The organism is Streptomyces thermoviolaceus (genome assembly GCF_045209695.1).
In the GTDB taxonomy this organism is placed as follows: Bacteria; Actinomycetota; Actinomycetes; order Streptomycetales; family Streptomycetaceae; genus Streptomyces; species Streptomyces thermoviolaceus.
Genome location: NZ_CP109280.1, coordinates 1,872,095 through 1,886,475 on the forward strand (window position 1 = coordinate 1,872,095; position 14,381 = coordinate 1,886,475).

Here is a 14,381-nt window from a genome sequence, read left to right on the forward strand (position 1 = left end):
TGTCCCACCTGAGAAGACGATCACGAGGAAGGAATGCTCCATGCTTTCCCGCCTGTTTGCCCCCACGGTCAAGGTCAGCGCCCACTGCGACCTTCCCTGCGGCGTGTACGACCCGGCCCAGGCCCGCATCGAGGCGGAGTCGGTGAAGGCCATCCAGGGGAAGATGGCCGGCAACGACGACCCGCACTTCCAGGCCCGTGCCGCGGTCATCAAGGAGCAGCGCGCCGAGCTGGCCAAGCACCACGTCTCGGTTCTGTGGAGCGACTACTTCAAGGCCCCGCACTTCGAGAAGTACCCGGAGCTGCACCAGCTGGTCAACGACACCCTGAAGGCGCTCTCCGCGGCCAAGGCCTCCACCGACCCGGCCACCGGCCAGAAGGCGCTGGACTACATCGCCCAGATCGACAAGATCTTCTGGGAGACCAAGAAGGCCTGACCCGGGCGGCTCGCCCGTGACCTGCGCCGCGCAGGTCGCCGCATCCCTCACCGCACCCGGCCCTGTGTCCGGAACGCCCCGCCGGCGCTCCGGGCGCGGGCCGGGTGCGGTCGTTCACGGCCCGGTCGGGAGCGGCGTCCGTGTCTCGCGCCGGGTCCGTGGGGAGCATGTCCCGGGGCAGCCGGCGGACGAGGTGCCCCCGCACGCCGTGGCACCCGGCGGCCGTACGGCTCGTGCCCCGTACGGCCGCCGGGTGCCGTGCGGCCGGGACGGGCCGGTCGGTGGCCGGCGGTCAGCTGGTGCGGCGGGTGACGAACTCCGCCAGGGCGAGCAGACCGCCCGCCGCCCGGGGGTCCGGGACCGCCCGGGCCAGGTCTCCGACGGCCCGTGCCATCCGGTCACCCGCCTCGGACTGCGCCCAGTCCCGGCCACCAGCGCGCTCCACCACCAGCGCCGTGCTCTCCTCCTCGCCCGGACGGTGCGGCCGGGCGTAGATCGCCGCCAGCTCGGCGGCCTCGGGCGTGCCCGAGGTCAGCGCGGCGACGACCGGCAGGGACTTCTTGCGGGCCACGAGGTCCGCCCCGGCCGGCTTGCCGGTGCGGGCGGGATCGCCCCATATGCCGATCACGTCGTCGATCAGCTGGAACGCGAGCCCGGCCTGCCGGCCGAACGTGTCCAGTGCGTCCACCTCCTCCTCGCCCGCCCCGGCGTACAGCGCGCCGAGAGCACAGGCGCACCCCAGCAGCGCGCCCGTCTTCGCCTCGGCCATGGCCAGCACCTCGGGGAGCGTGACGTCCTCGGGGGCACGTCGCTCCAGGGCCGTGTCGGCGTGCTGGCCCGCGCACAGCTCGACGACACAGGCCGCGAGCCGGGCGGCGGCCGCCGGGGAGGCGGGGTGCGGGTCCTCGGCGAGCACCCGCAGGGCCAGCGCCTGCAGGGCGTCCCCGGCGAGGATGGCGTCGGCGTCGCCGAACACCTTCCACGCGGTCGGTCGGTGACGGCGGGTGGGGTCCCGGTCCATCACGTCGTCGTGCAGCAGCGTGAAGTTGTGCACCAGTTCCACCGCCGCGGCGGCACGGGCCGCCCCGGCCCGGGCTTCGGGCCCGCCGAGCGCGGCGGCCGCGGCGAACACCAGGGCCGGGCGGATCGCCTTGCCCGCGGGGCCCGCCGCAGGGGTGCCGTCGGCCTGTTCCCAGCCGAAGTGGTAGCGCGCGATGCGGCGCATCGGCGCCGGCAACGAATCCACCGCCGCCCGCAGTTCGGGATCGACCGCGGCCCTGGCCCGCTCCATGATCAGCGCGGCGTCGTGCCCGCCGGTGCCGCCGCCGGCCGCGACGGGGGCACCGGCGCCGTCCGCGGACTGCCGGGGGTGCGGCTCGCCCCGGGCCGCGTCAGGGGGCGGTGCACCGTCACCGGCGGGCGGTGCGCCGGGTGGGCGCCGTGTCGACTCCGTCATGAACTCGGCCATCCGCTCCCCCTCGGAGATTCGGCGAACCAGGGTGCGCCGCCGGCCGGGACCGGGCGTGCACCCCGAGGGCCTACCCGGCCCGGCAAATGCGGACACCGTGGTCCGGCCGCGGGCGGTGTCAGCGCCACCGGCCGACCTCGACGTTCTCCAGGACGCCGAGTGCGTCGGGCACCAGGACCGCGGCCGAGTAGTACGCGGTCACCAGGTACTTGATGATCGCCTGCTCGTTGATGCCCATGAACCGCACCGACAGGCTGGGCTCGATCTCGTCCGGGATGCCCTGGGCGCGCAGGCCGATGACGCCCTGGTCCTCCTCGCCCGTGCGCATCGCGATGATCGAGCTGGTGCGGGCCTCGGTCACCGGGATCTTGTTGCACGGGAAGATCGGCACCCCGCGCCAGGTGGGGATGCGGTTGCCGGCGATGTCGAGGGTCTCGGGGACGAGTCCGCGTTTGTTCAGTTCGCGGCCGAACGCGGCGATGGCGCGCGGATGGGCGAGGAACAGCTTGGTGCCGCGGCGGCGGCTGAGCAGCTCGTCCATGTCGTCGGGGCCGGGCACCCCGTCGTGCGGCTGGATCCGCTGGTCGTACTCGCAGTTGTGGAGCAGTCCGAACTCCGGGTTGTTGATCAGTTCGTGCTCCTGGCGCTCCTTCAACGCCTCGATGGTCAGCCGCAGCTGCTGCTCGGTCTGGTTCATCGGGTGGTTGTAGAGGTCGGCCACGCGCGTGTGGATGCGCAGCACGGTCTGAGCGATGCTCAGCTCGTACTCCCGGGGTCCGGGTTCGTAGTCGACGAAGGTGTGCGGGATGTCCGGTTCACCGCTGTGGCCCGCGGACAGCTCGACCGCCTTCTCACCGTAGGGGTTGGTGCGCTGCCCCGGGATGGAGCGCCGCCGTCTCAGGTGCTCGCGCAGCGACTCGGCGCGCTCGGCGATCTGCTCGACGTCCTGCCGGGACAGGACGAGAACGATGCACGCGGTGTCCGCGCGGACCGTGTACTCCCAGATGGCGTCCGGGTCGAGCAGCGCCTGCTCGCCGAAGTGCGCACCGTCGGCGAGGACGCCGAGGACCTGGTCGTCGCCGTAGGGTCCGGTGCCGACCTTCTCGACCCTGCCGTGCGCCAGCAGATACACCTCGTCGCACGGGTTGCCGAAGGAGGCGATCACCCGGCCGGCCCCGATCTCGCGCTGCCGGCAGCGCTGGGCGAGTTCCGAGAGCACGTCGTGGTCCTCGTAGTCCCGCAGCACGGGCAGCTCACCGAGTTCCGCCGGGATCACCTCGACGCGGTCGCCGGTCTTCACGAACGTGATCCGGCCGTCGCCCACGGCGTAGGTCAGACGCCGGTTCACCCGGTACGTGCCGCCCTGGACGTCGACCCACGGCAGCATGCGCAGCAGCCAGCGCGAGCTGATCTCCTGCATCTGAGGCGCGGACTTGGTCGTGGTGGCCAGATTCCGTGCGGCCGCCGTGCCCAGGCTCTGCTGTGGCCGGCTCTGTTCCGTACGGATCTCTTCGCCTACCGACATAGACATGTGCCTTCCGCTCGTACCGGGCGCGTCCAGCGCCGACACCGATGTGCGAGCGCCAGCCTTTCATCACGTTCCGTATCGGTGCTATGACACGAAAGAGCGGGATTGGATCATCGTGACGTCGGGCAGACATGCGGCCCGCAACCGGGACGACCGCCGCCGCACGGCCGCCCGGGAGGCGGTGACAATGGCGGGGTGACCAGCCTCGACGACCCCGCCCTCGCCGCACTCGGCCCCCGGCTCCCCTCCCCCGTCCAGGAGGTGGCCGACGAGCGCTTCACCCGGCGCGGACTGCGTCTGCTGCTCAAACGGGACGACCTGATCCACCCCGAGCTGATCGGCAACAAGTGGCGCAAACTCGCCCCCAATCTGCGGGCGGCGCGCGGTCGGCGGATCGTCACGTTCGGCGGTGCGTACTCCAACCATCTGCGCGCCACCGCTGCCGCGGGCCGCCTGCTCGGCCTGGAGACGATCGGCGTGGTCCGCGGCGAGGAACTGGCCGGCCGCCCGCTCAACCCGTCCCTGGCCCGGTGCGTGGCCGACGGGATGCGCCTGCACTTCGTGGACCGCGCGACCTACCGCCGCAAGGCGGAGCCGGACACCCTGGCGGCCGTGCTGCGCGCGGCGGGTGCCGAGGACGCCCATGTGGTGCCGGAGGGCGGCAGCAACGCACTCGCCGTCCGCGGCTGCCAGGAGCTGGGTGCGGAACTCGGCGAGCAGGCGGACATCGTGGCCGTCGCCTGCGGCACCGGGGGCACCCTGGCCGGGCTGGCCGCCGGACTGCCCGCGGGCCGCCGTGCGCTGGGCATCCCGGTCCTCAAGGGCGGTTTCCTGACCACCGCCGTCGAGGCGCTGCAGAAAGAGGCCTTCGGCGCCCGGCGCGGCGACTGGTGGCTCGACGACCGCTTCCACTTCGGCGGCTACGCCCGCACCACCCCCGCACTGCACACCTTCGCCGAGGACTTCACCGCACGGCACGGGGTGCCCGTCGAGCGTCTGTACGTCGCCAAGCTGCTGTACGCCCTGGTCGCGCTCGCGGAGGAGGGCGCCTTCCCGCGGGGCACGACCGTCGCCGCCGTCGTCACCGGCCGGCCCTTCCCGGACCACACCTGAACCGCTTCCCGGGGGCGCTCGGCGCCGCACCCGAACCGCACCCCGGGGTACTCGGCGCCGCACCCGAACCGCACCCCGGGGTACTCGGCGCCACACCCGAACCGCACCCGCCTGACCACGCCCTGCACGGCGCCGCCCGGCACACACCTGCCGTGCGGACGGCTCCCCCACGCTGCGGCGCCCACCGGTGTCAGGCCGCCTCCCGGTAGGCCGCCGCCTCCTCCAGGTCCAGGCGGCGCAGCAGGATGCGCAGCATCTCGTCGTCGATGAGCCGGCTGTCGCGCAGGCGCACGAACACGGCGCGTTCGGCGCCGATCATCTCCCGCGACAGCCGCCGGTAGGTGTCGTCCACCGACTCGCCGGTGACCGGGTTGGTCTGTCCCAGGCGCTCCCAGACGGAGTTGCGGCGGCGTTCCAGGACCCCGCGCAGCCGGTCGGCGAGCGGCGGCGGCAGGGCGTTGCGCTCGTCGGCGAGGAGTTCCTCCAGCCGCCGTTCGGCGGCCAGGGAGGCCTGTGCCTGGGCGTTGGCCTCGGCGAGGGTGTCGGCCTGCGGGTCGCGGCCGGGGATCCTCAGCGCGCGGATCAGCGGCGGCAGGGTGAGGCCCTGCACCACGAGGGTGCCGATGACCGTGGTGAAGGTGAGAAAAAGGATCATGCTGCGCCCGGGGAAAGGTGTTCCGTCGTGCAGCACCGGCGGGACGGAGAAGGCGATCGCCAGCGACACCACGCCCCGCATCCCGGCCCACGCGGTGACCATGGCACCGCGCCAGGTGGGGTTGTCCTCCCGTTCCCGGACCCGGCGCAGCAGCCGGGGCAGAAAGGTCACCGGGTACACCCAGGCGAAGCGGGTCACGACGATCACGAGGAAGACGACGACGGCGTACCAGACGGCATCGGTGACCCGGTAGGACCCGAGTCCTCGCAGCACGACGGGCAGCTGCAGGCCGATCAGCGCGAACACCGAGGACTCCAGCACGAAGGCGGCCATCCTGCGCACCGCCTCCTCCTGCAGCCGGGTGGCGAAGTCGACCTCCCAGGCGCGGTGCCCGAGGTAGAGGGCGACGGTGACGACCGCGAGCACCCCGGAGGCGTGCACCTGCTCGGCGATGCCGTAGGCGGCGAACGGGATCAGCAGCGAGAGGGTGTTCTGCGTCAGCGCCTCCTTCAGACGGATGCGCAGCCAGTGCAGCGGCGCCATCAGCACCAGGCCGACACCCACCCCGCCGATCGCCGCGACGAGGAACTCCCGCACTCCTCCGGCCCAGGTCGCGCCCTCGCCGACGGCCGCGGCCAGCGCGACCTTGTAGGCGGTGATCGCGGTGGCGTCGTTGAGCAGCGACTCGCCCTGCAGGACGGTGGTGATGCGCGCGGGCAGCCCCACCCGGCGGGCCACCGCGGTCGCCGCGACCGCGTCCGGCGGTGCCACCACGGCACCCAGCACCAGCGCCGCGGTCAGCGGCAGCCCCGGCACGATCAGGTAGGCGACCCAGCCGACCACCAGGGCCGCGAACAGCACGTATCCGACGGACAGCAGGGCCACGGTGCGCACCTGGGCGCGCAGGTCCAGGTAGGAGCTGTCGACGGCCGCGGTGTACAGCAGCGGGGGCAGCAGCAGCGGCAGGACCACGTCGGGGTCGAGGGTGTAGTCGGGGATCCCGGGCACGAAGGACACCGCCAGGGCCGGCGGCGACCAGCAGCAGCGGTGCCGGCACCGGGGTGCGCCGGGCCGCCCCGGCCACCGCGGCGCTTCCCGCCACCAGCAACAGCAGCGGCATCACGTCCATCGCTCTCGCCCGCCCATCGTCGCTTCCGGCCCGGGTCTCCCGGCGCATTCCGCCGGGGGCGCTTCTCCGCGCGCGCGTCGTAACCTGGCCATCATGAGACAGTGCACGCACACCGGCACGCTGCCGCGCCCGGAGCCCGAGCCGCGCAGCCGCACGTGCCCGGAGTGCCTGGCGGAGGGCACCCATCCGGTGCACCTGCGGCTCTGCCTGACCTGTGGCAACGTGGGGTGCTGCGACTCCTCCCCGGGACGGCACGCGACCCGGCATCATGAACGGACCGGGCATCCGGTGATGCGGAGTTACGAACCCGGCGAGGACTGGCGCTGGTGTTTCGTCGACCACGTCCTGGTGTGAGACCCGGACGGTTCGACCCGTTGACGTCCGGGTACGTCAACCCGGCACGCGCCGTTCCCATTTGGGCCCGCCGGGCCCCTAGCCACGCAGCGTGTTCATGTGTTTACCTTGAGTGACAAGGCGGGTTGGGGTCCCGGGACAACAGGGCCGGGAGCGCGGTAGCGTCACCTGAACCACGTATCGCGTGACCCGGGGGGTGACCCTCGGCCCCGAGAATGCTTGTACCACCTTGGAGGTGAGGGTGTCCCAGATCGACGGCGAACCCGCGGCGGACCAGGACTTCGTGGAGGTCCGGCTGCCTGCTGCGGGGGCCTACCTGTCGGTGCTGCGGACGGCCACGGCCGGCCTCGCGGCCCGTTTGGACTTCACCCTCGACGAGATCGAGGACCTGCGCATCGCGGTCGACGAGGCCTGCGCGATCCTGCTGCAGCAGGCCGTGCCCGGCTCGGTGCTCAGTTGTGTCTTCCGGCTGGTCGACGACTCGCTCGAGGTCACCGTCTCGGCTCCGACCACGGACGGTCACGCTCCCTCGCGGGACACCTTCGCGTGGACCGTCCTGTCCGCTCTGGCGGGCAAGGTCTCCTCCGCCGTGGACGACGACAAGACCGTGTCGATCAGCCTCTACAAACAGCGCGGCGCCGGACCCGGTCCGGCGTGAGGAACGGGGACGGGCCGGTGCGGGACGAAGAACACGGCACACGGGAACTGCCGCCGACGGGCGGGATCACGCCCCGTGCGGACGGGGCCGGGAGCCGGGGCCAGGACGGCCCGACCGGTCCGGACGGCACCCGGGGCAGGGGCGCCGCAGCCCGCCGCGGCGGTACGACGAACCACGGTGGCGCGGCCGGCCGCGCCGGTGTCACCGGTGCCGCCGCACCCGGGGGCGCGGGGCGCGGCCGTCAGGGCGGTCCGGCACACCCGGCGGGCGGCATCGAGGGCATTCCCGAGCAGGCCAGGCCGCATCCGGACGACGACCCGCTCAAGCTCGCCCTGCAGGGCGAGGGGCGGCCGGAACGCGACGAGGCCGCGCGGGAGGCGGCACCGCCGGTGCGGGGCGGTGTCCGCAGCGGTCTCGGGGTGCCTCCCCCCGCACAGGGGTCCGGGAAGGAGGCGAGGGCTCGGCGAAGGGCGACGGGCGGGACGATGAGCGAGCACGAGCGACACTCCGAGGACACCGCGCAGAGCGTGCCGAGCGTGCCCGCGGCGCGGCACGACGTGCAGGACCGCAGCGGCGCACGCGCGCTCTTCGTCCGGCTGCGCGCCCTGCCGCAGGGCAGCCCGGAGTACGCCGAGCTGCGCAACCAGCTGGTCCGGATGCACCTGCCGCTCGTCGAGCACCTCGCCCGCCGCTTCCGCAACCGGGGGGAGCCGCTGGACGACCTCACCCAGGTGGCCACCATCGGACTGATCAAGTCCGTGGACCGCTTCGACCCCGATCGCGGCGTGGAGTTCTCCACGTATGCGACACCGACGGTGGTCGGGGAGATCAAGCGGCACTTCCGGGACAAGGGCTGGGCGGTACGGGTGCCGCGCCGGCTGCAGGAGCTGCGGCTGTCGCTCACCACGGCGACGGCGGAGCTGTCCCAGCTGCACGGCCGCTCCCCCACGGTGCACGAGCTGGCGGAGAAGCTGTCGATCTCCGAGGAGGAGGTCCTGGAGGGCCTGGAGTCGGCCAACGCCTACTCCACGCTGTCCCTGGACGTCCCGGACACCGACGACGAGTCCCCGGCGGTCGCCGACACCCTCGGCGCGGAGGACGAGGCGCTGGAGGGCGTCGAGTACCGCGAGTCGCTCAAGCCGCTGCTGGAGGACCTGCCGCCACGGGAGAAGCGCATCCTGCTGCTGCGCTTCTTCGGCAACATGACCCAGTCGCAGATCGCCCAGGAGGTCGGCATCTCGCAGATGCACGTCTCGCGTCTGCTCGCCCGCACGCTGGCCCAGCTGCGGGAGAAGCTGCTGGTGGAGGAGTAGGCGGCCCGACGGCCAGCGGGGTCACGCGGTCGCGGCGCCGGTGCGGGTGCGCCGCGGCCGCCCGGCGCTGCGGCCGCCTTGCGTCCACGGGGAACGGCGGCCGGGTCCGTCAGCGCTGCTCGCCCTCGCTCGCGCGGCCCGGGCCACGGATGCCCAGCGCCCGGGTCGTGGCCGGGTTCACCAGCAGGACCAGGGCGCCCACCGCCACCACCGCGAGCGCGATGCCCGCCGGGACGGCCACGCCGTCCGCGTGCAGCAGGCTGTAGGCCACGGGCAGGGCCATGAGCTGAGTGATCACCGCCGGACCGCGGCTCCAGCTGCGCCGGAGCAGCAGCCCCCGCGTCGCCAGCAGCGGCAGCAGCGCGAGCAGCAGCACGGTGATCCCGCCGGTGACGGCCTGCTGCCGGTCGGCGTCACCGGTGAGACCGAGGACGAGCATCCCCAGGCCGCCGGCGAGCAACGCGAGCGCCTCGAGTGCGCACAGCGCCGCCGCGTACGTCAGCCGCCGGGGCCGCGCGGTGGGGGCGTCCGTGGTCTCGGGGGTCGGGTTCCGCTCACTGCTCACCCCATGAAGGGTAGCCCGGGCGGCCCGGACGGCCGTGTGCAGGCTCAGGCCCGCGCCCTTTGGCCGTTTCCCTACCTCCCGCTGTGCCCTGTACCGCCCGGTAGGTACGCTGCACCTCATGCGTGCACTTCTCGTGGTCAACCCGGCGGCAACCACCACAAGCGCACGTACGCGCGACGTGCTGATCCACGCGTTGGCCAGCGAGATGAAACTGGACGCGGTCACCACCGAGTACCGGGGGCACGCCCGCGACCTGGCACGGCAGGCCGCCCAGGGCCGGGACGTGGATCTGGTGGTGGCACTCGGCGGCGACGGCACCGTCAACGAGGTGGTCAACGGCCTGCTGCACCAGGGCCCCGACCCCGAGCGCCTGCCCCGCCTCGCGGTGGTGCCCGGCGGGTCCACCAACGTCTTCGCCCGCGCCCTGGGCCTGCCCAACGACGCCGTGGAGGCCACCGGTGCCCTGCTGGACGCGCTGCGGGCCGGCAGCGAACGCACGGTCGGGCTGGGCCTGACCTCGGGGACGCCCGGCAGCGCCGACGCCGCGGTCCCCGCGCGCTGGTTCACCTTCAACGCCGGACTCGGCTTCGACGCCGGCGTGGTCGGCCGGGTGGAGCAGCACCGCGAGCGCGGCAAGAAGTCCACGCACGCCCTGTACGTGCGGCAGGTGGTGCGCCAGTTCCTCGGCGAGCCGAGCAAGCGCCGCGGCACGATCACGCTCACCCGGCCCGGTGAGGAGGACGTCACGGACCTGGTGGTGGCGATAGTGTCGAACACCTCGCCGTGGACCTTCCTGGGCAACCGCCCCCTGTACACCTCGCCGAAGGCCTCCTTCGACACCGGGCTCGACGTGCTGGGCCTCAGCCGACTGTCCACGGCCGCGGTCGCCCGGTACGGCACGCAGCTGCTCACGTCGTCCCCCGAGCGCGGCCCCCAGGGCCGGCATGCGGTCTCGCTGCACGATCTGAGCACGTTCACCTTGCAATCGAAGGTGCCGCTGCCCCTGCAGATGGACGGCGACCACCTGGGACTGCGTACCAGTGTGACGTTCACAGGTGTACGTCGTGCACTGCGTGTGATTGTGTGAGTGGAAGCGGCAAAAGTCCTTTCAGTCGAACGTTTAGGCCAGTCTCCACCCCATGGAAGTACGGCTGTGACCTAGTCGACACCGAAGATTCCAAAAAAACTTGCCGGAAGGGGTTGTATCCGCCGCCGAGGTTTGCGAGTCTCTACGTGGCGATCAGGACGGCGCCCGGATCGGGCCCCCGTAGATCACCAGAACCCCTCTTCAATCCACAGGACCACGCCTGGACAGCCTGGCGGTAGGCCCTTCACCTGTTGAGGGATTCGTGAAAGCGTTCACATTCACAAGCAACGAGTACGTAACACCAAGGAGAGGTAGCAGCCATGGACTGGCGTCACCGCGCCGTTTGCCGCGAGGAAGACCCCGAGCTCTTCTTCCCCATCGGCAACACCGGTCCTGCGCTGCTGCAGATCGAGGAAGCCAAGGCCGTCTGCCGTCGCTGCCCGGTTATCGAGCAGTGCCTGCAGTGGGCGCTCGAGTCCGGCCAGGACTCCGGCGTCTGGGGTGGCATGAGCGAGGACGAGCGCCGCGCCATGAAGCGCCGCGCCGCCCGCAACCGGGCCCGTCAGGCCTCCGCCTGACCACAGCCACCCCGCTGACAGCCTGAGCTTGGCGGCGCGTACGGCCAGTACGCATCTCCCGCCCCCGAGCCGCAGCGCGCAGTACCCCCGATGCTCCCCGAGCCTGAGGCAGGGGGTACACCCCATGCAGGTGGGGCAGCACGAGCGACAGCCCCGGACCGTCGAGGTCCGGGGCTCTTTGCTGTGCTCGTCACGAGGCCGAGGCCGTGCTCGTGGCAAACCGGTGCTCACCGAGGCCGTGTCCGCCACGAGCGGGCCGTGACCGAGCCGACCGCCGCCCGCCCCCGGGACGGCGACCCGCCCAGGTGTGTCAGGGGTGCACCCGACGCGTCATGCGTGTGCGCACACATGCGTCATGGGTGCACACACATGTGTCACTGGTGTGTCACTTCGGTGCGCTCACGGGCAGGTCGAGAATCACCCGGGTGCCCCGCCCGGGAGCCGGGACCATGTCGAAGGTTCCTCCCAGCTCGCCCTCGACCAGGGTGCGGACGATCTGCAGGCCGAGGTTGCCGGAGGAGTGCGGGTCGAAGTCCGGCGGCAGTCCCACACCGTCGTCCTGCACGGTGACCAGCAGCCGTGCCTCGCGCGAGGTGCCGCCGCGCACCGCGGACACCTCGACCGTGCCGGTGTCGCCCTGCCGGAAGCCGTGCTCCAGGGCGTTCTGCAGGACCTCGGTGAGCACCATCGACAAGGGGGTGGCGACCTCGGCGTCCAGGATCCCGAACCGCCCCGAGCGCCGGCCGGTCACCTTGCCCGGGGAGATCTCCGCGACCATCGCCAGCACCCGGTCGGCGATGTCGTCGAACTCCACCCGCTCGTCCAGGTTCTGCGACAGCGTCTCGTGGACGATCGCGATGGAGCCCACCCGGCGCACCGCCTCCTCCAGCGCCTCCCGGCCGCGCTGGGACTCGATGCGCCGGGCCTGGAGCCGCAGCAGGGCGGCGACCGTCTGCAGGTTGTTCTTGACCCGGTGGTGGATCTCCCGGATCGTGGCGTCCTTGGTGATCAACTCGCGTTCGCGGCGGCGCAGTTCGGTGACGTCGCGCAGCAGCACCAGCGACCCGATGCGGGTGTCCTTGGGTTTGAGCGGGATCGCCCGGAACTGGATCACCCCGTCGCTGGCCTCGATCTCGAACTCGCGCGGCGCCCAGCCGCTGGCCAGCTTCACCAGCGCCTCGTCCACCGGGGCGCGGGAGGGGGCGAGTTCGGCGGTGACCTCGCCGAGGTGCTGGCCGACCAGGTCGGCGGCCAGACCGAGGCGGTGGTAGGCGGACAGCGCGTTCGGTGAGGCGTACTGGACGATGCCGTCCGCGTCCAGCCGGATCAGCCCGTCGCCGACGCGCGGCAGGGCGTCCATGTCGACCTGCTGGTCCGGGAACGGGAAGGAGCCGGCCGCGATCATCTGCGCCAGGTCGGAGGCGCTCTGCAGATACGTCAGCTCCAGCCGGCTCGGGGTGCGCACGGTCAGCAGGTTGGTGTTGCGTGCGATGACGCCGAGCACCCGGCCCTCGCGTCGCACCGGGATGGACTCGACCCGGACGGGCACCTCCTCGCGCCACTCCGGGTCGCCCTCGCGCACGATCCGGCCCTCGTCCAGCGCGGCGTCCAGCATCGGGCGGCGGCCGCGCGGCACGAGGTGGCCGACCATGTCGTTCTGGTAGGAGGTCGGTCCGGTGTTGGGCCGCATCTGGGCGACGGAGACATAGCGCGTGCCGTCCCGGGTGGGCACCCACAGGACCAGGTCGGCGAAGGACAGGTCGGCCAGCAGCTGCCACTCCGAGACCAGCAGGTGGAGCCACTCGAGGTCGGAGTCGTCGAGCGCGGTGTGCTGGCGCACGAGTTCGTTCATGGAGGGCACGTCTGCGAGCGTACCCGCACGTTTGTACAGCCCGAAATGCCACCCGACATGCCGTGTGCCCGGGCGTGCGCCGACCGCCCGCGGCGGGTGCGCGGACACCCGCGGGCCGCGGCGCCTGGGAGGGACCCTCAACCCTCCCGGCACCGCAGCCCGGAGCATCATCGGCCTGCAGGGTGTGCGGTCCCCCGCAGCCGAGTGTCGAGGAGCCGGAGCAGTCAGGGCAGAGAGCACCGGTTCCCCGGTCCGCCCTCCTGTGCGGGGAGGACGGATGCCATGGGTTCGCCTCGTGCGGACCTCGCCGGCCGCCCCGAGGCGCGCCCCGAAGGGCTGTACCCGATTCTGGACTAGACCACTTGGCCCTGTAAATGAGGGAGACGGTCTTCGTCGAGATTTTTCCGCCGGGACCCCGGCTGTGCCTCCCCGGCCCCCGCCGTCGTCTCTCGGTCCCCGCCGCCGCCTCTCGGTCCCCGCCGTCGTCCGGCCTGTCCACCGCGCGCGGCAGGCCCGGAGGCACGGGGACCGCCCGTGCGGACACCCCTGTCCGGCGGGCGCGGTGGCGGGAACCGTCCCGGGCGCCGGACGCTGGAAGCGGCGGCCGGGCACTTGGGCCGCCGCGGCCTCAGCGTGCCCGCCCTGACGGCGGCCTTCGCGGCACGGGATCCGGGCCTGCGCAACGGGCGCCGGGAGGTCCTCCGGCGGGTCGGTCCGGCGCCGTTCGACCCCGGTGCCACAAGGGGCCGTTCTGCTAGATTGGTCTAAACCACATGGCCCTCGTTACCGGGTCCAGTCCTCTTCTCGGCTCTCCTCAGATCGGCAGGCCCAAGGTGGAAGTTGTCATCGTTCCGGACGCCAGGGCGGGCGGCGAACTCGTCGCCGAGGCCATGGCGCAGCTGCTGCGACGGAAGCCCGACGCCCTCCTGGGGGTCGCCACGGGCTCGACCCCGCTGCCCGTCTACGAGGCGCTGGCGGCCAAGGTGCGCTCCGGGGCCGTGGACACCTCGCGTGCCCGGATCGCCCAGCTCGACGAGTACGTGGGACTGCCCGCGGACCATCCCGAGTCGTACCGCTCGGTGCTGCGCCGGCAGGTGCTCGAACCCCTCGGGATCGGGATGGACGCCTTCCTGGGCCCGGACGGCACCGCCGAGGACGTGCAGGCCGCGTGCGCGGCGTACGACAGGGCGCTGGCGGAGGCCGGCGGGGTCGATCTGCAGCTGCTCGGCATCGGCACGGACGGGCACATCGGGTTCAACGAGCCGTGCTCCTCGCTCGCCTCGCGCACGCGGATCAAGACCCTGACCGAGCAGACCCGGCTGGACAACGCGCGCTTCTTCGGCGGCGACGTCGACCAGGTGCCGTACCACGTCATCACCCAGGGCATCGGGACGATCCTGGAGGCCCGCCACCTGGTGCTGCTGGCCACCGGCGAGGGCAAGGCGGACGCGGTGGCCGCGAGCGTGGAGGGGCCGGTCGCCGCCGTCTGCCCCGCCTCCGCGCTCCAGCTGCACCCGCACGCCACGGTCGTCGTCGACGAGGCGGCCGCCTCCAAGCTGAAGCTCGCCGACTACTTCCGGCACACCTACGCCCACAAGCCGTCGTGGCAGGGGCTGTGAGGGCTGCCTGTCCCACCCGGAGGCGC

General features: G+C 72.7%; 12 protein-coding genes and 1 pseudogene. 8 read left to right on the plus strand and 5 right to left on the minus strand.

From position 1 onward, the window contains the following. Positions 1-40: 40 nt before the first annotated feature. Positions 41-436, plus strand: coding sequence for a superoxide dismutase, Ni (gene sodN, locus OG899_RS08080; protein ID WP_125497814.1), 396 nt, complete (start codon positions 41-43; stop codon positions 434-436). 292 nt (positions 437-728) lie between these two features. Here the strand turns inward: sodN and OG899_RS08085 are convergent, their stop codons facing one another. After that, on the minus strand, positions 729-1,904 hold the full coding sequence (locus tag OG899_RS08085) for a family 2 encapsulin nanocompartment cargo protein polyprenyl transferase (protein WP_189428039.1): 1,176 nt from the start codon (positions 1,902-1,904) through the stop codon (positions 729-731). Between the two features lie 118 nt (positions 1,905-2,022). Then, positions 2,023-3,429: a family 2B encapsulin nanocompartment shell protein gene (locus OG899_RS08090; RefSeq protein WP_251503957.1), complete on the minus strand. Its 1,407-nt coding sequence runs from the start codon at positions 3,427-3,429 to the stop codon at positions 2,023-2,025. 198 nt (positions 3,430-3,627) lie between these two features. Between OG899_RS08090 and OG899_RS08095 the strand changes: the two genes are divergently transcribed. Then, the gene (locus OG899_RS08095) at positions 3,628-4,545 is read left to right on the plus strand and encodes a 1-aminocyclopropane-1-carboxylate deaminase/D-cysteine desulfhydrase (RefSeq protein WP_189428038.1); all 918 of its coding nucleotides are present in this window, start codon (positions 3,628-3,630) and stop codon (positions 4,543-4,545) included. 190 nt (positions 4,546-4,735) lie between these two features. Here OG899_RS08095 and OG899_RS08100 read toward each other — a convergent pair. Then, positions 4,736-6,329 (minus strand): annotated as a pseudogene (locus OG899_RS08100) (Na+/H+ antiporter). Between the two features lie 93 nt (positions 6,330-6,422). Here OG899_RS08100 and OG899_RS08105 point away from each other — a divergent pair. From OG899_RS08105 to OG899_RS08115, 3 genes are all read left to right on the plus strand, one after another. After that, a complete protein-coding gene (locus OG899_RS08105) occupies positions 6,423-6,683 on the plus strand; it encodes a UBP-type zinc finger domain-containing protein (protein ID WP_125497818.1) in 261 nt (86 codons plus the stop codon). A 241-nt stretch (positions 6,684-6,924) separates the two neighbouring features. Continuing rightward, the gene (locus OG899_RS08110) at positions 6,925-7,341 is read left to right on the plus strand and encodes an anti-sigma regulatory factor (RefSeq protein ID WP_125497868.1); all 417 of its coding nucleotides are present in this window, start codon (positions 6,925-6,927) and stop codon (positions 7,339-7,341) included. After that, complete coding sequence (locus tag OG899_RS08115; protein ID WP_229814105.1) at positions 7,338-8,654, plus strand: RNA polymerase sigma factor SigF; 1,317 nt, start codon at positions 7,338-7,340, stop codon at positions 8,652-8,654. The genes OG899_RS08110 and OG899_RS08115 overlap by 4 nt, the downstream gene beginning before the upstream one ends. Positions 8,655-8,763: 109 nt before the next feature. Here the strand turns inward: OG899_RS08115 and OG899_RS08120 are convergent, their stop codons facing one another. Further along, on the minus strand, positions 8,764-9,219 hold the full coding sequence (locus OG899_RS08120) for a hypothetical protein (RefSeq protein ID WP_125497819.1): 456 nt from the start codon (positions 9,217-9,219) through the stop codon (positions 8,764-8,766). A 118-nt stretch (positions 9,220-9,337) separates the two neighbouring features. Between OG899_RS08120 and OG899_RS08125 the strand changes: the two genes are divergently transcribed. Both OG899_RS08125 and OG899_RS08130 read left to right on the plus strand, forming a co-directional pair. Then, the gene (locus OG899_RS08125; RefSeq protein ID WP_125497820.1) at positions 9,338-10,306 is read left to right on the plus strand and encodes a diacylglycerol kinase family protein; all 969 of its coding nucleotides are present in this window, start codon (positions 9,338-9,340) and stop codon (positions 10,304-10,306) included. A gap of 320 nt (positions 10,307-10,626) precedes the next feature. Further along, entirely contained in the window at positions 10,627-10,884 is a 258-nt protein-coding gene (locus OG899_RS08130; RefSeq protein ID WP_125497821.1) for a WhiB family transcriptional regulator, read from the plus strand. Positions 10,885-11,269: 385 nt separating this feature from the next. Here the strand turns inward: OG899_RS08130 and OG899_RS08135 are convergent, their stop codons facing one another. Further along, the gene (locus OG899_RS08135; protein WP_125497870.1) at positions 11,270-12,736 is read right to left on the minus strand and encodes a sensor histidine kinase; all 1,467 of its coding nucleotides are present in this window, start codon (positions 12,734-12,736) and stop codon (positions 11,270-11,272) included. Positions 12,737-13,569: 833 nt separating this feature from the next. Between OG899_RS08135 and nagB the strand changes: the two genes are divergently transcribed. After that, positions 13,570-14,355: a glucosamine-6-phosphate deaminase gene (gene nagB / locus OG899_RS08140; RefSeq protein ID WP_125497871.1), complete on the plus strand. Its 786-nt coding sequence runs from the start codon at positions 13,570-13,572 to the stop codon at positions 14,353-14,355. The last annotated feature ends 26 nt before the right edge of the window (positions 14,356-14,381 follow it).

Coding starts and splice junctions, on each gene's coding strand:
- sodN (WP_125497814.1), top strand. CDS start 41: ATGCTTTCCCGCCTGTTTGCCCCCACGGTCAAGGTCAGCGCCCACTGC.
- OG899_RS08085 (WP_189428039.1), bottom strand. CDS start 1,904: ATGGCCGAGTTCATGACGGAGTCGACACGGCGCCCACCCGGCGCACCG.
- OG899_RS08090 (WP_251503957.1), bottom strand. CDS start 3,429: ATGTCGGTAGGCGAAGAGATCCGTACGGAACAGAGCCGGCCACAGCAG.
- OG899_RS08105 (WP_125497818.1), top strand. CDS start 6,423: ATGAGACAGTGCACGCACACCGGCACGCTGCCGCGCCCGGAGCCCGAG.
- OG899_RS08125 (WP_125497820.1), top strand. CDS start 9,338: ATGCGTGCACTTCTCGTGGTCAACCCGGCGGCAACCACCACAAGCGCA.
- OG899_RS08130 (WP_125497821.1), top strand. CDS start 10,627: ATGGACTGGCGTCACCGCGCCGTTTGCCGCGAGGAAGACCCCGAGCTC.
- OG899_RS08135 (WP_125497870.1), bottom strand. CDS start 12,736: ATGAACGAACTCGTGCGCCAGCACACCGCGCTCGACGACTCCGACCTC.